The sequence below is a fragment of the Actinomycetospora sp. ABD4_176 genome, assembly GCF_056311855.1.
The window spans coordinates 5549710-5569108 of the sequence record NZ_CM149974.1; the positions used below are offsets into that span (position 1 = coordinate 5549710).

Annotated in this window: 20 protein-coding genes; 12 read left to right on the plus strand and 8 right to left on the minus strand. The window is 74.8% G+C overall.

All coding sequences use genetic code 11. From position 1 onward, the window contains the following. Nucleotides 1–47: 47 nt before the first annotated feature. Nucleotides 48–2504, plus strand: coding sequence for an ATP-dependent helicase HrpB (gene hrpB / locus ACYX4T_RS26945; RefSeq protein WP_476012276.1), 2457 nt, complete (start codon nucleotides 48–50; stop codon nucleotides 2502–2504). Between the two features lie 21 nt (nucleotides 2505–2525). Continuing rightward, on the plus strand, nucleotides 2526–3587 hold the full coding sequence (locus ACYX4T_RS26950; RefSeq protein WP_476012277.1) for an SEC-C domain-containing protein: 1062 nt from the start codon (nucleotides 2526–2528) through the stop codon (nucleotides 3585–3587). Between the two features lie 57 nt (nucleotides 3588–3644). Here the strand turns inward: ACYX4T_RS26950 and ACYX4T_RS26955 are convergent, their stop codons facing one another. Both ACYX4T_RS26955 and ACYX4T_RS26960 read right to left on the minus strand, forming a co-directional pair. Next, the gene (locus ACYX4T_RS26955; RefSeq protein WP_476012278.1) at nucleotides 3645–3854 is read right to left on the minus strand and encodes a hypothetical protein; all 210 of its coding nucleotides are present in this window, start codon (nucleotides 3852–3854) and stop codon (nucleotides 3645–3647) included. Nucleotides 3855–3974: 120 nt separating this feature from the next. Beyond that, nucleotides 3975–4244: a DUF2277 domain-containing protein gene (locus ACYX4T_RS26960; protein ID WP_476012279.1), complete on the minus strand. Its 270-nt coding sequence runs from the start codon at nucleotides 4242–4244 to the stop codon at nucleotides 3975–3977. A gap of 163 nt (nucleotides 4245–4407) precedes the next feature. On the opposite strand from ACYX4T_RS26960, the gene ACYX4T_RS26965 reads away from it, so the two are divergent. From ACYX4T_RS26965 to ACYX4T_RS26990, 6 genes are read left to right on the plus strand one after another with little or no spacing between them, the layout of a single operon-like run. Beyond that, nucleotides 4408–5709, plus strand: a complete 1302-nt coding sequence (locus ACYX4T_RS26965) for an enolase C-terminal domain-like protein (RefSeq protein WP_476012280.1) — start codon at nucleotides 4408–4410, stop codon at nucleotides 5707–5709. Further along, entirely contained in the window at nucleotides 5706–6428 is a 723-nt protein-coding gene (locus ACYX4T_RS26970; protein WP_476012281.1) for a FadR/GntR family transcriptional regulator, read from the plus strand. The genes ACYX4T_RS26965 and ACYX4T_RS26970 overlap by 4 nt, the downstream gene beginning before the upstream one ends. Continuing rightward, on the plus strand, nucleotides 6425–8140 hold the full coding sequence (locus tag ACYX4T_RS26975; RefSeq protein ID WP_476012282.1) for an IlvD/Edd family dehydratase: 1716 nt from the start codon (nucleotides 6425–6427) through the stop codon (nucleotides 8138–8140). The genes ACYX4T_RS26970 and ACYX4T_RS26975 overlap by 4 nt, the downstream gene beginning before the upstream one ends. A gap of 43 nt (nucleotides 8141–8183) precedes the next feature. After that, nucleotides 8184–8945 (plus strand): dihydrodipicolinate synthase family protein, encoded by a 762-nt coding sequence (locus ACYX4T_RS26980; RefSeq protein WP_476012283.1) that lies wholly within the window; start codon nucleotides 8184–8186, stop codon nucleotides 8943–8945. Between the two features lie 5 nt (nucleotides 8946–8950). Beyond that, on the plus strand, nucleotides 8951–10411 hold the full coding sequence (locus ACYX4T_RS26985) for an Nramp family divalent metal transporter (protein ID WP_476012284.1): 1461 nt from the start codon (nucleotides 8951–8953) through the stop codon (nucleotides 10409–10411). 8 nt (nucleotides 10412–10419) lie between these two features. Further along, on the plus strand, nucleotides 10420–10884 hold the full coding sequence (locus ACYX4T_RS26990) for a hypothetical protein (protein WP_476012285.1): 465 nt from the start codon (nucleotides 10420–10422) through the stop codon (nucleotides 10882–10884). Between the two features lie 52 nt (nucleotides 10885–10936). Here the strand turns inward: ACYX4T_RS26990 and ACYX4T_RS26995 are convergent, their stop codons facing one another. Together ACYX4T_RS26995 and ACYX4T_RS27000 are read right to left on the minus strand one after the other, a co-directional pair. After that, nucleotides 10937–11113, minus strand: coding sequence for a hypothetical protein (locus ACYX4T_RS26995; protein WP_476012286.1), 177 nt, complete (start codon nucleotides 11111–11113; stop codon nucleotides 10937–10939). A gap of 154 nt (nucleotides 11114–11267) precedes the next feature. Beyond that, nucleotides 11268–11759 carry a MarR family winged helix-turn-helix transcriptional regulator gene (locus tag ACYX4T_RS27000; RefSeq protein WP_476012287.1) on the minus strand — a complete coding sequence of 164 codons (492 nt, stop codon included), beginning with the start codon at nucleotides 11757–11759 and terminating at the stop codon, nucleotides 11268–11270. A 48-nt stretch (nucleotides 11760–11807) separates the two neighbouring features. On the opposite strand from ACYX4T_RS27000, the gene ACYX4T_RS27005 reads away from it, so the two are divergent. After that, nucleotides 11808–12281: an SRPBCC family protein gene (locus tag ACYX4T_RS27005; RefSeq protein WP_476012288.1), complete on the plus strand. Its 474-nt coding sequence runs from the start codon at nucleotides 11808–11810 to the stop codon at nucleotides 12279–12281. 8 nt (nucleotides 12282–12289) lie between these two features. Continuing rightward, nucleotides 12290–12706: a DUF6958 family protein gene (locus tag ACYX4T_RS27010; RefSeq protein ID WP_476012289.1), complete on the plus strand. Its 417-nt coding sequence runs from the start codon at nucleotides 12290–12292 to the stop codon at nucleotides 12704–12706. Nucleotides 12707–12746: 40 nt separating this feature from the next. On the opposite strand, the gene ACYX4T_RS27015 is transcribed toward ACYX4T_RS27010, so the two are convergent. Further along, nucleotides 12747–13925, minus strand: a complete 1179-nt coding sequence (locus tag ACYX4T_RS27015) for an LLM class flavin-dependent oxidoreductase (RefSeq protein WP_476012290.1) — start codon at nucleotides 13923–13925, stop codon at nucleotides 12747–12749. Nucleotides 13926–13967: 42 nt separating this feature from the next. Beyond that, nucleotides 13968–15443: an aldehyde dehydrogenase gene (locus tag ACYX4T_RS27020; protein WP_476012291.1), complete on the minus strand. Its 1476-nt coding sequence runs from the start codon at nucleotides 15441–15443 to the stop codon at nucleotides 13968–13970. Between the two features lie 274 nt (nucleotides 15444–15717). Here ACYX4T_RS27020 and ACYX4T_RS27025 point away from each other — a divergent pair, with 274 nt between their 5' ends. Continuing rightward, nucleotides 15718–16725: an AraC family transcriptional regulator gene (locus ACYX4T_RS27025; RefSeq protein ID WP_476012292.1), complete on the plus strand. Its 1008-nt coding sequence runs from the start codon at nucleotides 15718–15720 to the stop codon at nucleotides 16723–16725. Here ACYX4T_RS27025 and ACYX4T_RS27030 read toward each other — a convergent pair. Next, nucleotides 16722–17234: a flavin reductase family protein gene (locus tag ACYX4T_RS27030; protein ID WP_476012293.1), complete on the minus strand. Its 513-nt coding sequence runs from the start codon at nucleotides 17232–17234 to the stop codon at nucleotides 16722–16724. The two genes, ACYX4T_RS27025 and ACYX4T_RS27030, sit on opposite strands and share 4 nt — an antisense overlap. A 173-nt stretch (nucleotides 17235–17407) precedes the next feature. On the opposite strand from ACYX4T_RS27030, the gene ACYX4T_RS27035 reads away from it, so the two are divergent. Beyond that, entirely contained in the window at nucleotides 17408–18679 is a 1272-nt protein-coding gene (locus ACYX4T_RS27035; RefSeq protein WP_476012294.1) for a bifunctional 3,4-dihydroxy-2-butanone-4-phosphate synthase/GTP cyclohydrolase II, read from the plus strand. Here the strand turns inward: ACYX4T_RS27035 and ACYX4T_RS27040 are convergent, their stop codons facing one another. Further along, complete coding sequence (locus tag ACYX4T_RS27040; RefSeq protein ID WP_476012295.1) at nucleotides 18680–19363, minus strand: GntR family transcriptional regulator; 684 nt, start codon at nucleotides 19361–19363, stop codon at nucleotides 18680–18682. Nucleotides 19364–19399: the final 36 nt, after the last annotated feature.

A 19399-nucleotide genomic window follows, 5' to 3' on the forward strand; every position in this document is an offset into this window, starting at 1 on the left:
TGTGGTCACCGACGCTGGACGTCGCCGCGGCTGGTAGACCGGCAGGTGTGATCGACGAGGTCGACCTCGACCTGCCGGTGCGCGCGGCGCTGCCGGCGCTCGGGGCGGCGCTGGGCGAGCGCGGGGCCGCGGTCCTCGTCGCCCCGCCCGGTACCGGCAAGACGACGCTGGTGCCGCTGGCGCTCGCCGGGCGGGTGGGCGGGCGGGTCCTCGTCGCCGAGCCGCGTCGCGTCGCGGTCCGGGCGGCGGCCGCGCGGATGGCGTGGCTGCTCGGCGAGCCGGTGGGCGGGCGGGTCGGCTACGCGATCCGCGGCGAGCGGCGCGGCGGGCCCGACACCCGGGTGGAGGTCGTGACCACGGGGCTGCTCGTCGCCCGGCTGCAGCGCGACCCGGAGCTCGGCGGCGTCGACGCCGTCGTCCTCGACGAGTGCCACGAGCGCCACCTCGACACCGACCTCGCACTGGCCTTCGCGGCCGACGCGCGCGCCGCCCTGCGTCCGGACCTGCGCCTGCTCGCGACGTCCGCGACGGCCGCCGCCGACGACCTGGCGGCGGTCCTCGACGGCCCCGTCGTCACCGCCCCCGACCCGCTGCACCCCGTCGACGTCGTCTGGAGCCCGCCGCCGCGCCCCGTCCCGCCGCCGCGCGGGATGCGGGTGGAACCGGCCCTGCTCGACCACGTCGCCGCGGTCGTGCGGCGCGCGCTGTCCGGGGCGAGCGGAGCGACGGGGCACGTTGCCGGGGCGAGCGGTGACCTGCTCGTCTTCCTGCCCGGCCGCCGGGAGATCGACGAGGTCGCCCGGCGCCTGGGCGGTGTCCCCGACGTCGGCGCCGAGCTCCTGTCGCTGCACGGCGGGCAGGACGCGGCGCACCAGGACCGGGTGCTAAGCGGCTCGACGGACGAGCGCCGCGTCGTGCTGGCGACCGCGGTCGCCGAGACGAGCCTGACCGTCCCGGGGGTGCGGGTCGTCGTCGACGCGGGGCTGTCCCGCCGCCCGTGGACCGACCACGCCCGCGGTCTCGACGCCCTGGTCACGGTGCTCGCGTCGCAGTCCTCGGCGACGCAGCGCGCCGGGCGCGCGGGCCGCGAGGCGCCGGGCACGGTGTACCGCTGCTGGTCGGAGGCCGAGCACGCGCACCGCGACCGCGATGACGCCCCCGAGGTGGCGCACGCCGACCTCGCGGGCTTCGCGCTGGCGCTCGCGCGGTGGGGCACACCGGACGCCGCCGGGCTGGCCCTGCTCGACGCGCCCCCGGCCGCCGGGTTCGAGGCCGCGCGGGAGGTGCTGCGCGGTCTCGGGGTCGTCGACGGGAGCGGGCGCGTCACCGACAGGGGTCGGTCGGTGGCCACGGCCGGGGTCCACCCGCGGTTGGGGCGCGCCCTGCTCGACGGCGGGGAGGCCGTCGGGGCGGACGCCGCGACCGAGGTGGTCGCGCTGCTCGCCGCCGACGTGCCCGGCGAGGGCGACGACCTCGAGGAGCGCTGGCGGGCGGTCCGGGCATCGGACGACCCGCGGTGGCGGGCGGAGGTCCGCCGGCTGGGGTCCCGTGGTCGGCGGGGGCGCGCCGACCCCGCTCCCGGGGCCGCGGCGACCGTCGTCGCGCTCGCCTACCCCGACCGCCTCGCCCGCGCCCGCGGCGCCGACGCGCGCGAGTACCTGACGACCGGGGGCACCGGGGTCGAGCTCGCCGCGGGGTCGCGGCTGCGAGGCAGTCCGTGGCTCGCCGTCGCCGACGCGGTGCGCGGGCCGGGGGACCGGGTCGCGCGGGTCCGGCTCGCCGTCCCGATCGACGAGGACCGCGCCCGGGAGGCCGCGGCCGGCTGGTGGCGCGACGACCCGGTGGTGGCCTGGGAGGACGGCGACGTCGTGGCCGAGCGCCGCGAGCGCCTGGGCGCGATCGTCCTGGCCCGCCGGCCCCTGACCGACCCCGACCCGGCCGCGGTCGCGGCCGCGGTGCGAGACGGCCTGGCCACCGAGGGCCTCGGGCTGCTGCGCTGGGATGACGCGGCGACGGCGCTGCGGGCCCGGCTGGCGTTCCTGCACGCGGCGCGCGGCGACCCGTGGCCGGCCGTCGACGACGAGTCCCTGCTGGTCCGGCTCGACGAGTGGCTCGACCTCAGCCGGGTGCGGCGCCGCGCCGACCTCGCGCGCCTCCGCGTCGCGCCCGCGCTGCGCCACCTCGTGCCGTGGTCGGAGGCCGGCCGGCTCGACGAGCTCGCCCCGACCGCCGTCGCGACCCCGTCCGGGCACCGCGTCCGCGTCGACTACACCGACCCGGCCGCGCCCGTCGTCGCGCTGAGGGTCCAGCAGGCGTTCGGGTGGGAGCGGGCGCCGGTGCTGGCGGGCGTGCCCGTCGTCGTCCACCTGCTCTCGCCCGCGGGACGCCCCGCGGCCGTGACCGCCGACCTCGCCTCGTTCTGGGACTCCGGCTACCCGCAGGTGCGCGCGGAGCTGCGCGGGCGCTACCCGAAGCACGCGTGGCCGGAGGACCCGCGACGCTGAGGCGCCGACTACGGTGCGGTGGTGGCTCCGCTCCTGACCTCGGACGACCTCGACGACATCGGCGTCGCCGTCCAGAGCGCGCGGGACCCGCGGCCCCACGCCGACGAGCTGGTCGCCGCGGTCGAGGGGGGCCGGCTGGCCGATCCCGACGACACGGGCTACGCGCTGAGCCTCGCCGCGGAGGCCCGCGAGCGCGCCGGGGACCACGAGGAGGCCATCTCCCTCTCGGCGCGCGCGGCCGGCACGGGCGGCGGCACCCTCGACGCGTCGTGGCTGGCGGCCCACCACGCCGAGCGCCTGCTGCGTCTCGGCCGCGAGGACGAGGGGATGGCGGCGCTCGCGGCCCTGCGCCCCCTCCTGCACCGCGAGGCCGACGCCGTGGGACCGGTCGCCGAGGCGCTCACGGAGACCGGGCGCGGCGAGCTGGCCGAGCAGTGGCTCACCGCTGCCGTGCTCACGGCGATCGAGCGCGAGGACCGCACCGCCGAGGGGTCCGACGAGGAGCTCGAGGTGTCCGAGGTGGTGGACGAGCTGGTCGTGACGCGCCGCGACGTGCGCGCCGGGCTCGGCCTCGCCCCGGACGAGTACGACGTGCTCGCCGACGACCTCGACGCCGCCCCCGACCTGGTGTTCTTCCCGGAGGCGGCGTTCGCGCAGCTGCTCGCCGCGCAGCCGTCGATGGCCGAGGAGATCGGCCGCGACTGGGACGCCCACCGCGCGCTGGTCGAGGGCGAGCTGCAGGCCGCGGACGCCGGAGGCGAGGTCCTGGAGGTCGAGGTCGCGACCCCGGAGCTGCTCGCGGCGATGCTGTCCGGCGACGACCCCGATACCGAACCCGGCGCCGACCCCGTGCCCGGCCCCCGCCTGCCCTGGCCGCCGGGCCGCAACGACCCGTGCTGGTGCGGCTCCCGCGCGAAGTACAAGAAGTGCTGCCTGCCCCGCGGTCGCGCCCGGGGCGAGGATCCGCCGGCTCCCGCCGAGGCACCGGCTCCCGCCGAGGCACCGGCGCCCGTCCCCACGACGCCGACCTCCTCGGAGCGCGTGCTCAGTCGCCGCCCCAGCTCGCGGACCCGGGCGCGCTGAGCGCGGGGTCGTCGAGCGGCGCGCGGGTCCCTCGACCCCGACCGGTGCGGATTCCCGTCACAGGTCTCCCGCCAGGGCCTGCGCCACGGTCACGAGCTCCGGGTCCACCCAGCCCGTGGTGTCGATGCCGGCGTGGTGCGCGCGGTCCTGCAGATCGAGCAGGCGTGCGGCGTGCGCGGACGCCTCGTACGGCAGGTCCTCGCGACGGGCGCGCCGCAGTCCTTCCTGGGCCCGCTCGATGCCCTCGCGCAGAGCTGTCTCGAACACGCCGTCCTCCCGACCAGGCCGTCGTCCCCCGGGTCGCCGCCCTCATCGTGGGCCACGCGCCGGGTCCCGGCCTCATCCGTCGGAGGTGAGGCCGACCGGCTCACCCCGGCGCGCGCCGGCTCAGCGGGCGTAGCGCTCGCGGGCCCGCTCCCGGGCCTTGGCCGCCTCGACCTCGCGGTCCTTCGGCGGGGCGGTGGTGACCAGCTCGTCGAGCAGCGTGCGGGTGCTCGCCGTGATCTCGGCGACCGCCCGCGCGAAGGCCTCCTCGTTCGCCTTCGAGGGGCGCGCGGCACCGCTGATCTTGCGCACGTACTGCAGGGCGGCCTCGTGCACCTCGCCCTCGGTGGCCGGGGGCTCGAAGTTGTGCAGGACCCGGATGTTGCGGCACATGCCGCGATCGTGCCGCACTCCACGTCGACGTTCGAGGCCCGTTGTCGGTGGGAGCTCTCTTCACCGAGCCTAGACATCTGATGTCTCGCCCTGGCACGGTGCAGGAGCCGCTGCTTCGTGTGGTAGGGGCCCGACGACGAGGTCGAGACGTCAGAGGAGTGAGATGCCCGGGGTCATCGTCGACGTGGAGACCGTAGACCTCCGCTTCCCGACGTCACGCGCGCTCGACGGGTCGGACGCCATGAACGAGGCGCCCGACTACTCGGCGGCCTACGTCGTGCTGCACACCGACGTGGGCCTGGAGGGGCACGGCTTCACGTTCACCATCGGGCGGGGCAACGAGCTCGCGGCCGCGGCCGCGGCGGCGATCGGCCGGCGGGCGCGGGGCCGGTCGATCGACGAGCTCGTCGCCGACCCCGGCGGCTTCTCCCGGTACCTGCAGGCCGACAGCCAGCTGCGCTGGCTCGGGCCGGCGAAGGGCACGATCCAGCTCGGGCTCGCCGCGGTCGTCAACGCCGCGTGGGACCTCATCGGCAAGGTCGCCGGCGCGCCGGTGTGGAAGGTCCTCGCCGACATGACCCCGCAGCAGCTGGTCGACCTCGTCGACTGGCGCTACCTGCGCGACGTGCTGACCCCCGAGGCCGCGCTGGAGATGCTCGAGAAGCAGGTGCCCGGGCGCGCGGAGCGCGAGGCCCGGCTGCGCGAGGAGGGCTACCCGGCCTACACGACCAGCGCCGGGTGGCTCGGCTACGACGACGACAAGCTCGCCCGCCTGTGCCGCGAGGTCGTGGACGCGGGCTGGGACGCGGTCAAGCTCAAGGTCGGGCGGGACCTCGCCGACGACGTGCGCCGCTGCGCGCTCGCCCGCGAGGTCATCGGGCCGGGACGCCGCCTGATGATCGACGCCAACCAGACGCTCGGCGCCGCCGACGCGGTGCGCTGGGCCGAGGCGCTCGCGCCCTCCGACATCTGGTGGTTCGAGGAACCGACCAGCCCCGACGACGTCCTCGCCCACGCCGCGATCGCGCGCGCCATCGCCCCCACCCGCGTCGCCACCGGCGAGCACGCCCACAACGCGGTGATGTTCAAGCAGTTCCTGGCCGCGGGCGCCATGGGCGTCTGCCAGCTCGACGCGGCCCGGCCCGGCGGTGTCGACGAGGCCGTCGCGGTCCTGCTGCTCGCGGCCGCGCACGACGTCCCCGTCTGCCCGCACGCAGGCGGCATCGGGCTCTGCGAGCTCGTCCAGCACCTCTCGATGCTCGACTACGTCGCGATCAGCGGTTCCCGCGAGGACCGCATGATCGAGTACGTCGACCACCTCCACGAGCACTTCGTCGACCCGGTCCGGATGCGCGGCCCGTCCTACCTCACGCCGACCCGGCCCGGCTACAGCGCCGAGATCCTCCCGGCGTCCCGGGCCGCGTACGCGTTCCCGCACGGCTCGGCCTGGCGGGCCGCGACGTGACGCGGACCGAGGAGAGCGCCCGCACCGGGAGCGTCGTCGACCGGGTGATCGGGGCGCTGGTCGCCCGCGTGGAGAACGGGGAGTTCTCGGCGGGGGAGCGCCTGCCCCCGGAGGCGGACCTGGCGGCCGAGCTCGACGTCTCCCGCCTGTCGCTGCGCGAGGCGGTGCGCACGCTCGCGGGAGCGGGCGTGCTCGAGGTGCGGCGCGGGGACGGCACGTTCGTCAGCGACCTGCGGCCCGACCGGCTCGTGCGGGCGAGCGGCACGTTCCTCGACCTCGTCGGCGAGCACGGGGTCGCCGAGCTGTTCGAGTGCCGCCGGGTGCTCGAGCCCGGCGCCACCGCCCTGGCCGCGACCCGCATCGACGAGGCCGCCCTGGCGGGCCTGCAGGACCGGCTCGAGCACATGCGCGGGCTCGACGACCCCGAGCGCCTCGTCGCCGAGGACCTCGACTTCCACGCCGCGATCGCCACCGCGGCCGGCAACGCGACGCTCGCGTCGCTGACCGCCGCCGTCGCCGGGCGCACGGCACGTGTGCGGATTTGGCGGGCGATCGTCGAGCACGACGTCCTGTCGTGGACCCACGACCAGCACGTGGCGATCCTGCGGGCCCTGCGCGCGCGGGACTCGCTCGCCGCGTGGACCGCGGCGACCACCCACGTCGTCGAGGTCGAGGAATGGGTCCGCGCCCACCTCACGACCGCGGGAGGCCGCCCATGAGCGGACGCAGCACGGCGTGGTTCGGCGCCGAGGGCCGGTCCGGGATGATCCACCGCTCCTGGATGCGCAACCAGGGCGTCACCGACGAGGTCTTCGACGGCCGCCCGGTCATCGGGATCGCCACCACCTGGTCGGAGCTCGTGCCCTGCAACGCCCACCTGCACCGCGTGGCCGAGGCGGTCAAGCGCGGGGTGTGGCAGTCGGGCGGCTTCCCGCGGGAGTTCCCGTGCACCGGGCTCGGCGAGACGCTGCTGCGCCCCACCGCCATGCTCTACCGCAACCTCCTCGCGATGGAGGCCGAGGAGCTCATGCGGGCCAACCCCCTCGACGGGCTGGTCCTGCTCTCGGGCTGCGACAAGACGACGCCCGGGCTGCTCATGGCCGCCTCCAGCGTCGACATCCCGGCGGTGGTGGTCACCGGCGGGCCGATGCTCAGCGGCCGCTACCAGGGCCGTCAGCTGGGCTCGGGCACCCAGGTGTGGCGGTTCGAGGAGGAGCTCGCCGCCGGCACGATCACCCAGGCCGAGTGCGCCGTGGCCGAGGGCGCGATGGCCCGCTCGCCCGGGCACTGCATGACGATGGGCACCGCGTCGACGATGGCGTGCCTGGTCGAGGCGCTGGGGATGCAGCTGCCCTACTCGGCGACCTGGCCGGCCGTCGACGCCCGTCGCGACGAGACCGCGCAACGCGCGGGGCAGCGCATCGTCGACCTCGTCCGCGACGACGTGCGGCCGTCGGCGATCATGGTCCGGGAGGCGTTCGAGGACGCGATCCGGGTCAACGCGGCCATCGGTGGCTCGACCAACGCCGTCATCCACCTGGCCGCGATCGCCGGCCGCCTCGGCGTGCCGTTCACGCTCGACGACGTCGACGCCCTCGGTCGCGACGTGCCCACGCTCGTCGACCTCGAGCCGTCGGGCCGGTTCCTCATGGAGGACCTCTGCTACGCCGGGGGGCTGCCGGCCGTGATGGCCGAGATCGCGCACCTGCTCCACCTCGGGCGCCCCACCGTGGCCGGCGGCACGCTCGGCGACGGCATCGCCGACGCCGCGTGCTGGAACCGCGAGGTCATCCGCCCGTTCGACGCGCCGCTGGCGCCCCCGGGCAGCGGCACGGCCGTGCTGCACGGCAACCTCGCGCCCGACGGTGCGGTGATCAAGCAGTCGGCCGCGTCGCCGGACCTGCGGCAGCACCGGGGCCGCGCGCTGGTCTTCGACTCCCCCGAGGAGTACCGGGCGGTCAGCGACGAGCTCGACGCCCCGGAGTGCGACCCCTCGACGGTGCTGGTGCTGCGCAACAACGGGCCGCGCGGCTACCCGGGGATGCCCGAGGTCGCCAACGTCGGGCTGCCCCGCAAGCTGCTCGAGCGCGGGGTGCGCGACATGGTGCGGGTCTCCGACGGGCGGATGTCCGGCACGGCGTACGGCACGGTCGTGCTGCACGTCGCCCCCGAGGCCGCGGTCGGCGGCCCGCTCGCGCTGGTCGAGACCGGCGACGAGATCGAGCTCGACGTCCCCGGCCGGCGGCTGGTCCTGCACGTCGACGACGACGAGCTCGCCGCAAGGCGCGCGCGGTGGCGTGCTCCCGCGCCGCCCAGCAGCCGGGGCTGGACCCGGCTCTACACCGAGCACGTGCAGCAGGCCGACCGCGGCGCGGACCTCGACTTCCTGGTCGGGCACAGCGGCGCCGAAGTCCCGCGCGAGTCCCACTGAACCCACTGCACCCACTGCACAACTCCGACGAGGAGGTACCGGAATGGATCCCGTCTTCACCGGCGTCGGCGTCGCCCTCGTGACGCTGTTCGACGAGCACCGGGCGCTCGACGCCGACGCCACCGCCGACCTGGCCGCACGGCTGGTCGACCTCGGCAGCGACGCGATCGTCGTGGCCGGCACGACCGGCGAGGCCGACGCGCTCGACGACGACGAGCGCCTGCGGCTCTTCACGGCCGTGCGCGCCGCGGTCGGGGACGCCGTCGTCATCGGCGGCACCGGCGCCGCGTCGACCCACCAGGCCGCCCGCGTCACCGCGCAGGCGGTCGAGACCGGGGTGGACGCCGTCATCGCCCGCACGCCCCGCGGGCTGGCCGACCCGTCCGGCTACTACCGCGAGATCGCCGACGCGGCGGGCTCGACGCCGGTGCTCGCCTACCACTTCCCGGCGGTGTCCCCGCCCGGGATCCCGGTGGAGATGCTGCCCTCGCTGCCGGTCGCGGGCGTCAAGGACTCCTCCGGCGACGCGACCCGCCTGCTCGCCACCGTCGACTCCTACGCCGGGCCCGTCTGGACCGGGCAACCGGGGCTGATGCACCTGGCCGGGGCGCTCGGCTGCGCGGGCGGCATCCTCGCGCTCGCCAACGTCGCCCCCGAGCTCTGCGCCGCGGCCTTCGCCGGCGACGGCGACGCGATGCGCAAGTTCACGCCGACCCACCTCGCCGCCGAGCGTGACTTCCCCCGCGGGGTCAAGCAGCTGGTCGCGGAGCGGTTCGGGACCTCCGACGTCGTGCGGATGGGGTGAGCGGTGTGTCCACCTCCGAGACCGACCGCGCGGGCCCGGCGCTGCGCCTTCCCGAGGCGCCCGCGGCGCTGCGCAAGCGACGCGTGGGGCTGGCGACCGCGCTGCGGTACTTCGGACCCGGCGCGATCATCGCGTCGCTGACGATCGGCAGCGGCGAGTCGATCCTCGCCTCCCGCGAGGGCGCGGTCTTCGGCTACGCGGTGCTCTGGGCCGTGGTGGTCGGCTGCGTCGCCAAGGGGGCGCTGGTCTACGCCTCGAACCGCTACATCACGCTCACCGGCGAGCACCCGATGCGGCGCTTCGCGCGGGTGCTGCCGGGCCCGCGCGGATGGTTCCCGATCGTGCTCGTGATCATCTGCTTCGCCTCCTTCCCGGGCTGGGCCAGCGGGGTGGCGACCGCGCTCGGTGACTACCTCGACGCCCTCGGGCTCGGCAACGCCACCCTGTGGGCCATCGGCGTGCTGCTCCTCGCCGCGGCGCTGTCGTTCATCGGCGGCTACGCGGTGCTGGAGAAGGTGCAGGTCGCGATCGCCGGGCTCATGGTCCTCCTGGTCCTCGTCGCGGTGTTCGTGTCGAACCCGGACTGGCTGGCCGCCCTGCGCGGGCTGGTGCCGGTCATCCCGGACTACGCCCCGTTCGTGGCCGAGCGGTACCCCGACGTCGCGGAGACGTCGGTGTGGGTCGAGCTCGCGGTGTTCATGGGCGGCCTCGGCGGCGGCATGTACGACTACATCGGCTACACGGGCATGCTGCGCGAGAAGAAGTGGGGGATGCTCGGCCACCGGGACGCCGCCCGCATCGAGGAGGACCTGGCGGCCCACGACGACCGCGCCCCGCTCCCGCTGTCGACCGCGCCGGAGGACGTCGCCACGGCACGGGCCTGGAGCCGCGCTCCGCTGTTCGACATGCTCGCCGCGTTCGTGGCGCTCGGCGTCATCGCGGCCGCGTTCATGATGAACGGCGCCACCATCCTCGGCGCGCAGCAGCAGGTGCCCGAGGACGACGACGTCCTGACCTACCAGTCGCAGTTCTTCGGCGTGGTCGCGCCCGTGTTCGAGTACTTCTACATCGTCGCGATCGTCATGGTCCTGTTCGGGACGATCTACGCGCTGTGGGAGGCGTACTCCTGGACGGCCTACGAGAGCCTCGCGGCGGTCTCGGAGAAGGTGCGGGCCCGCGGCCAGCGCGGCATCCGGCCCCTGGTCTACGGCTGGACCGGGGTCATCGCCCTCGCCGCGATCCTCTCCGACCTGAGCTTCACCGACCTCATCACCCCGGCCTCCATCCTCGGCGGGGTCTTCGCCTGCGGCATCTACGGCGCCGGGCTGCTCTACATCGACAAGGTCAACCTGCCGGGGCCCTACCGGATGGGCCGGACGTTGCGGGTGCTCGTCGCTCTCGGCTCGCTCTTCCTCACCGTCTGCGGCGTGGTGGCGATCCTCGAGCTGGTGGGGGCGATCGCGTGAGGACGACGGTGACGTGGCGGTACCTGGCGCTGGCGGTCGGCTTCCTGGCCCTGGCCGGCGTCCGCGGTGCGCAGGGGGCGACCGTGTGGGCGGTGGTCTTCGGGCTCGCCGCGGTGGCCAACGCGTGGCTCGCGCTGCGGGGCGACGGCCAGGGCTCAGCGCTGGTGGCACCCGCCGACGCCGACCCGCGTGAGGTCGCCGCCGAGGTGGCCCGCTGCCGCGCGGCCCTGCGCCGCTGGCAGGTGCTGGCGCTCGCCGGCGCGCTGGTCGCCGGCGGGCTGCTGCTGGTCGAGCCGCCGCTGGCGGTGCTCGCCGCCGGGGCGGTGCTGGTCGCGGTGCTCCGGGGACGGCGCGTGCAGCGCTACGCGGCGGCGCTGCCGTCCGCGTCGACCCCCCCGGCCCCGTCCGCGACGGACGGAAGGGCACGCGGCGGTCCGCCCGTCACGTGCCGTGCCCCCGGCGTCGGATCCTGACCCCGCCGGCGCGCGGCTGACGTCGGCATCCCGGCGGTTCGGGGCGCGCGCGTCAGTGGCCCGGCAGCGTCCAGAGGTCGGGGGCGAAGCGATGGACCCCGCCGACGACGGAGAACGCCAGGAGTCCCGCCAGCGCGACCACGCCCCGCACCCGGACCCGCACGTCCCGGCCCCGCCGGCGCGGGCGGGCGGTGCCGGCAGTGCTGGTGGTGCTGGACGGGGTGCTCACGTCGGTCCTCCCTCACGTGTCGACGGAGCCGTCCGGTCGGGCGGCGCTGACCGTCGACCTCGTTCGGTTTGGACACGACCGGCCGCGCATCCTCACGCGCTCGCGGGCGTGAGCACGACCACCGGCGAGATCGGCGCCGTGCTCGCCGCACCGATCACCCCGGCTCGACGGGCTCGTGGTCCGGACCGGCCCCGTCCGCCCGGGCCGCGCGGACCCCGTCGAAGGAGGCGACGATCGTCCCGAGGGTCTGCACGACGGCGTGCCGCGTGGCGTCGTCCAGTCCCGCGTCGAGCCGTCCGATCTCCTCGCCGACCGGCCGGTAGACCCGGGCCAGTACCTGCCAGGTCGCCGGTCGCAGCTCCACCGCAGCGGCGCGACGGTCTCCCGGAACGGCGGTGCGCGCCACGTGACCGGCCTGCTCGAGGCGGGTGATCAGTGCCGTCACCGCCGGGCGGGTCCGGCCCAGGCGCCGGGCCAGCGTCGAGGGGCGCAGCGGCCCGTGCTCCAGGAGGTTGAGCGCGCGCAGGTCGCTGCGCCCCAGTCCCAGCGTCGCGCACGCGGCCTCCTCGAACTCGTCCATGGCCCGCGCCAGCTCCCGGCAGGCGAGGAGCAGCGGGCCGTCGAGGTGCGTCTCGAGCGACGTCATGGTTCCATTGTCTCATCGTTCACCGATCGAACCAACGGAGGACGGACGATGGAGTGGACCCGGAGCATCACCGTGGAGCGGCCACTGCCGCAGGTGCAGCAGGCGATCGCCGACGAGCACCGGCTCGTGCAGTGGTCGGCGTGGCCCGACGCGACCGGGTACCGGTGCGCGCTCGACGGCGACGGCCGCTCGCTCGGCTCCGCCATCGTGTTCCGCGACGCGGCGGGCACCGAGAAGGGCCGCCAACGCCTCACCGCGGTGGAACCCGCCCGGGTGGAGTACCGGCTGCGCAACGAGGGCCCCGGAGGTCGGGTGATGACCCCCGAGGTCGACTTCCGCCTCGAGGCGATCGACGCCGAGCGCACCCGCGTGCACCTCGACTTCCGCGCCACCGCCCCGCTCCCGCCCGGTGCGCGGCACCTGGTGGAGGCGCTGCTGGGCCGACGCGTGCGACGGCTGCACGACGAGGACCTCGTGCGTCTCAAGGACCACGTCGAGCAGGCCCCGGCCCACGAGCGCTGAGCCCGGACGTGGACCCGCACAGCGGCCCGGTCTCCGAGCGGGCCTGGCACGCCGACGCCCTCGCGCGCGAGCGCGGCCGGGTGGAGATCTTCAACGCGACCCGGCCCGACGGTCTCGACGGCTGGACCATGGACCTCGCCCAGTACGAGCTGATGCGGGCCCACATCCTGCAGATGATCGACGACGAGGCCGGCGAGGACGGCACCGTCGCCCTGCGCGACGTCGTCGCCACCGCGCAGCAGCGCTACGCCACCCATCCGCTCTTCCCCGGCGGGCGCACGCGCAACTACTGCACCTACACCAAGGTCGATCTCGAAGCCCGGGGAGAGGTCGAGCGGGTGCCGCGGAGCAGCCCGCAGCGCATCCGCCGCGCTCCGCGGGACCCTGAGCTCGAGGAACGGCACCTCCCTCGCGCCCTGGCGTGAGAGACGGTGGGGGCGCGGTGTCCCCGCGCCCCCACCGTCGTCAGTGCCGCAGCCCGGCCTGCTTGAGCAGGGGCATGACGTTGTCGTCGAAGTACTCGAGCTCCTCGTTGTAGTCGATGAGCCCGAAGATCATGCCCTGCATGCCGGCGTCGTTGAGCTCGCCGAGCTTCTCGGTGACCTGCTCGGGGGTCCCGACGATCGGGTAGCCGCCCCAGCCGGCGATGAAGCGCTCCTGCATCTTCGTCGCGGCGTGGGCGAACGACTGGCTGGCCCCGGAGGTCGCCATCTTGATGACGTTGCCCGCCGCGCCCCAGTCGCCCTCGTCGACGACCTGCTGGAAGGCGCGCTGCGCCTCCTCCTCGGTGTCCCGGCAGACGACGAGGCCGTAGGTCATCACCTGGATGTCGCGCCGGTGGTCGTCGCGCGCCTTCGCCCGGACCTTGTCGCTGTAGGACCGGATGTTCTCGAGCGTGTCGAGGGACGCGAAGTTGATGTCGACGTTGCGGGCGGAGAACTCGATGCCCGAGGCCGAGTTGCCGGCGTTGAGCAGCGCCGGGCGCGGAGCCTGGTGCGGCTTGGGGTACGCCTCGAGCAGTTCGCCGTCGAAGTACCGCGTGTGGACGGCGAAGGTGCCCTCCTCGCTCCACAGGCGGTCGGCGAAGTCGAGCCACTCCTGACCGAACGCGTAGCGCTCGTCGTGCTCGCGCTGCTCGGATCCGAACATCTCCATCTCGGGGGCGACCCAGCCCATCACGAGATTCAGCGCGAACCGGCCGCCCGAGATGTGGTCGATGGTGGTCGCCATCTTGGACGCGACGATCGGGTGCACGGTCGGCAGGTGGGAGGTGGACGCGACCGCGATCCGTTCGGTGGCCTCCGCGATGCCCGCGGCCCACGTGAAGGTCTCGAAGCAGTTGCCGTTGAAGTTGGTGGAGCCGCCGAAGCCCTTCCAGCGGGCCACCGGGACGAGGACGTCGAAGCCGATGCGGTCGGCGCGCCGGGCGATCTCCCTGGTGTGGGCCCAGGTGATCTCGTAGGTGCTGGGCGCGTGGCTCATGATCAGCCCGTAGGAGCAGTTCACGCCGAACAGGCCGAGCTTCATCTTCTGGTCGCCGAACAGCGGGTTGGTGAGGGTGCGGTCGACCAGGGGGCGCGTCTCGCTCGCGGGGCGCGGGTCGGTGGGGGCGAGGCCGAGGCGCTCGTTGGCGGTGACGGTCACGGGATCTCCTTCGTCGGGGTGGGTGTCGTCGGCGAGCGCGCGTCAGCCGAGCTGGAACGGGTCGCGGGTGCCGCCGGTGAGCTCGACGAAGACGGACTTGTTCTCCGTGTACTCGGCGATGGCGTCGACGCCGTTCTCGCGGCCGATGCCGCTGGAACCGAAGCCGCCGAAGGGCATGTTCGGCGCGATCACGCGGTAGGCGTTGATCCAGACGGTGCCGGCGCGCAGCCGGGCGGCGACGCGGTGGGCGCGGTGCACGTCCTTCGTCCACACGGCGCCGGCGAGGCCGTAGGGGGTGTCGTTGGCGAGCTTGAGGGCCTCGTCCTCGTCGGTGAACGTGTAGGCGGCCAGCACCGGTCCGAAGACCTCCTCGCGGACCACGGTGTTCTCCGGGGTCACACCGGTGATGACCGTCGGCCGGACGAAGAGCCCGCCGCGCTCGTCGGGGCCGCCGCCGGAGGCGAAGGTGGCGCCCTCGTCCGCGGCGCCTCGCAGGTAGCCCAGCACCTTCTCGTACTGCGGGCGGTTGGCCACCGGGCCCATCTCGGTGGCCGCCTCGGTGGGGTCGCCGAGGACGATCGCCTCGGCGCGGGCGGCGACCTTCTCGACCAGGGCGTCGTGCACGTCCGCGTGGACGATGAGCCGGGAGCCGGCCATGCAGGTCTGCCCGGTCGCGGCGAAGACGCCGGCCACCAGGCCGTTGGCGGCGGCGTCGAGGTCCGCGTCGGGGAACACGATCTGCGGCGACTTGCCGCCCAGCTCGAGCGTGACGCGGTTGATGTTGGCGCCGGCGGCCTGGGCGATCTTCGCGCCGGTGGCGGTCGACCCGGTGAAGGCGATCTTGTCGACGCCGGGGTGGCCGGCGAGTGCCTCGCCGGTGGCGCGGTCCCAGCCGGTGACGACGTTGAGCACCCCGGCGGGGAGGCCGGCCTCGTGGAGGATCTCGGCGAAGGCCACGGTCGAGGCGGGGGAGTGCTCGGAGGGCTTGACCACCATCGTGCAGCCCGCCGCCAGCGCCGGGGCCAGCTTGAACGTGAGCAGCAGCAGGGGCGAGTTCCACGGCGTGATGGCGCCGACGACGCCGACCGGCTCTCGCTGGGTGTAGCCGAAGTAGTTCGGGTTGACCGGCGGTACGGTGCGGCCCTCGATCTTGTCCGCCAGCCCGGCGAAGTAGTGGTACCACTGCGGCAGGCTGGTCAGCTGCCCGCGCATCTCGCGCAGCAGCTTGGCGGAATCGTTGACCTCGAGTCGGGCCAGGCGCTCGGCGTTCGCCGCGACCGCGTCGCCGCACCGCCGGATGACCGCAGCACGCTGGAACCCCGTCATCCGCCCCCATTCGCCCTCGAAGGCGGAGCGGGCCGCGGCGACGGCCTCGTCGACGTCCTCGGCGCGCCCGTCGGCGAGGCGCGCCCACGCCTCTCCGCGATAGGGGTCGTCGGAGGTGAAGGTGCCGCCGGAAACGGCGTCGACGGATTTGCCGTTGATGAAGAGCTTGAACTCCTCGAGGGATGTCGTCATCGACGTTCTCCTTGCCGTGGTCCTGCCGGAGGCGATTCCGGCGAGGACGACGCTAGGAACGGGGAGAGGAGAACCGATATCCGCGCACGGCGCCGCCCGATCCGTTCCGTGCACGCTCGTCGCGCGTCCCCACGGTGAGCCGATCCACGTCGTCGCGCGGCGCTCCCGCACGGAACGGATGGCGCGCTGCACTCTCGGGCTGTTCGTCGCCCCGCGTCCCGCCTAGCGTCCTCGGAAGCGGTCCCGGGGGATCGGCACGGGGAGGTGTCGGGCGATGGCATCCGTCCGCGACGACGAGGGTCACGGGTCGGGGCGCCTGCGGCGCCACCCTGTCCTCGACACCCGCCGGCTCGACGAGGCGCGTGAGGCGGTGGCCCGGGTCTACCTCGACCACGACCTGGACGCGCCCGCCGAGGACGTCGCCATGACGCTCAACGCGACGACCGACCGGCTGTTCACCTTCGGGTTCCTGACCTACCAGTCGCCGGCGAAGCTGGTCATGCCGCCGACCGAGGACAACTACCACGTCAACCTGACGATCGCGGGGGCCACGCGCGCGGAGCGGTCGGACGGGACGCGCGGGACCACGGCGGCCGGCCGGTCGGGCGTGGTCCTGCTGCCGACCCACACGAACACGGTCCGGTGGTCGGCCGACGCGGAGCAGTGGATCCTGAAGATTCCGCGGACGAGCCTCGAGTCGCACCTCGGGGACCAGCTCGGACGTCCCGTCCACGACGTCGTCGACTTCGCCTTCGGCATCGACCTCACGTCACCGGCCGGGCGGACTCTGCTGTCGTCGGTCGAGTTCCTCGCCCGCGAGCTCGACCGCCCGGGCGGTCTGGGCGACATGCCGCTGGCCCGCGAGCAGCTCGAGGCCTTCGTCATGACCCAGCTGCTGCACGCCGGCCGGCACCGCTACACCGACGCGCTCGCCGCGCCCGCGGACCCCGTGCGCCGGGGCCGGCTCGGGCCCGTGCTCGAGTACATGGAGCAGCACGCCGACGAGCCGCTCACCCCGCAGGAGCTCGCGCGGGTCGGGTGCCTGAGCGTCCGCACCCTGCACGCGACCTTCCAGCAGGAGCTCGGGGAGTCCCCGATGAGCTACCTGCGGCGCCTGCGCCTCGACCACGTCCGCGCCGAGCTGCTGCGCGGCCACCCTGCCGACCTGCAGGTCACCGAGGTGGCGCTGCGCTGGGGCTTCCTGCACCAGAGTCGCTTCGCCCAGCAGTACCGCGAGCGCTTCGGGGAGCTGCCCCGCGAGACGCTCCGCGACAGGGGCTAGATCCCGTTGCCCACCGCGAGGACGCCGTACGCGCCCCGGTGGAACAGCAGCGGGGCGGGGTCCGGGTCGGCGTCGAGGCACCGGACCCGGCCCACGACGATCGTGTGGTCGCCACCGGGGAACTCGCCGTGCAGCGTGCAGTCGATCCAGGCGACCACCCCGTCGAGGCGCGGCGCGCCCGACGGCGCGGGAGCCCACGACACCCCGGCGTACTTGTCGGCACCGGAGCGCGCGAACGCCGTACTCGTGTCGCGGTGGCCGTCGGCCAGCACGTTGACGCAGAAGTGCCCGACCTCGCGGATCCGGGGCCAGGTGGTCGACGTGCGAGAGGGCGAGAACGAGACGAGCGGCGGGTCGAGCGACAGCGAGCCGAACGACTGGCAGGTGAACCCCGCCGGCCCGTCCGGCGTCATCGCCGTGATCACGACGACGCCCGACGCGAAGTGGCCGAGCACGTGACGCATGTGCGTGGGTTCGATGCGGACCTCGTCCGCCGACCATTCGTCCATGTCCGGAAAACGTAGGGAGGCGCGCCGGATCGGCGATATCCGCACACCGCCGCCGCCTATCCGTCCACGGCGTCCGGCGGGGATCGGTCATCGACGTGCGCGGAACGGATGGTGGTGGCCGATCCGGAATTCCTAGCGTCACGGCAGGAATCGTCGCGCGAGAGGACACCACCATGACCGAGACCGCACCGGACCCACGCACACCCGTGGCCGAGCTGCCGTCGACGACGTCGGTGCAGCGCGCGGTCGCGGCGCTCGCCGAGGGCCGGATGGTGGTCGTGACCGACGACGCCGACCGCGAGGACGAGGGCGACCTCGTCGTGGCCGCCGACACGGTGTCCCCCGCTCAGCTGGGATTCATCGTGCGGCACACGACCGGGATCGTCTGCGCCCCGATGACGGGCGAGCGCGCCGACGTGCTCGGCCTGCCCGCGATGGTCGACGCCAACGGCGACCCCCACGGCACCGCCTTCACCGTCACCGTCGACCACGTGGCCACCGGCACCGGTGTCTCGGCCACCGACCGGGCGCGCACCATCGCCGCCCTCGCCGATTCCGCGACCCGGGGCGACGAGCTGCGGCGCCCCGGCCACGTCTTCCCCCTGCGCGCCCGCGACGGCGGCGTCCTCGTCCGGGCCGGCCACACCGAGGCCGCGGTGGACCTGCTCCGGCTGGCCGGCCGCACCCCGGTCGGGGTCATCGGCGAGATCGTCGACGACGAGGGCGGCATGCTCCGCGGCGCGGGGCTGGTCCGGTTCGCCGCCGAACACGACCTACCGGTGGTCGCGATCTCCGACCTCGTTCGCCACCGTCGCGCCACCGAGAGCTTCGTCGAGCACGTCGCGACCTCCGCGATGCCCACCGCGTTCGGGCCGTTCCGGGCCGTCGCCTACCGCTCCACCGTCGACGGCACCGAGCACCTCGCGCTCGTCCACGGCGACGCGGCGGCCGCCGGTCGCTCGGCCCGCGGCGCCCTGGTACGGGTCCACAGCGAGTGTCTGACCGGCGACGTCCTCGGCTCCCTGCGCTGCGACTGCGGCGCGCAGTTCGAGCAGGCGCTGCGCGCGATCACCGCCGAGGGCGCCGGGGTGCTGGTCTACCTGCGGGGACACGAGGGGCGCGGCATCGGCCTGGCCCACAAGATCCGCGCCTACGCCCTCCAGGACACCGGTCTGGACACCGTCGACGCGAACATCGCGCAGGGCCTGCCCGTCGACACCCGCACCTACGGTACGGGCGCGCACATTCTCGCCGACCTGGGCGTCAGCCGGTTGCGACTGATCACCAACAACCCGGCGAAGTACACCGGGCTCGCGGGCTACGGTCTCGAGATCCTGGAGCGGGTCGGCCTGCCACCCGCCGCCGGCCCGGACAACCTGCGCTACCTCCGGACCAAGCAGCAGCGTCTCGGCCACGCCATAGGGCTCGACAGCGCGACCAGCTGATCACCGCTCCGGAGCGTCGGCGGCCTCGTCGAGACCGTCGATGAGCACGGCGAGCGTCTGCCAGTTGGCGCGGTTCGCGGCGGCGGCGCCGTCCACGTCGCCGGCCGCGCAGAGCGCGATGATCCGCTCGTGCTGGGCGACCGAGTCCCGGCCGCTGAGGGAGGAGAAGCGGAGCCTCTCCAGGCGGCGCAGCACCGGCGTGTAGCGCTCGAGGACCTCGCGGAGGGCGTCGTTCGCGCTGGCCGTGACCAGGACGCCGTGGAAGTCGTCGTCGGCGGCGATGGCCGCGTCGGCGTCGTCGGCCCGCAGGGCGTCGGCGAAGTGCCGGTTGGCGGTCCGCATCGCGTCGAGCTCGGTGGCGGACAGGTTCGGCAGGGCCTCCCGGGCCGCGAGCTCGTGCATGGCGGCGGTGACCGACTGGGCGTTGCGGGCCGCGCGGACGTCGAGCGGGCTGACCATCGTGTACCGGCCGGGCTTGGTCTGGACCAGGCCCGCCTGCTCGAGTCGGGCGAGGGCCTCGCGCACCGGCGTGCGGCTGACGCCCAGCCACTCGACGAGGTCGGCGTCGGCCAGTCGCTCCCCGGGGGCGAGCGTGCCGTCGACGATCGCGTCCCGGATCGCCCGGTAGGCGTCCTCCCGCAGGAGCGACCGCGCGACGAGTCCCCGACCTCCTGGCACCGGCATGCGGCACACCGCATCCCGAATGTCGGCTCCTGTCAA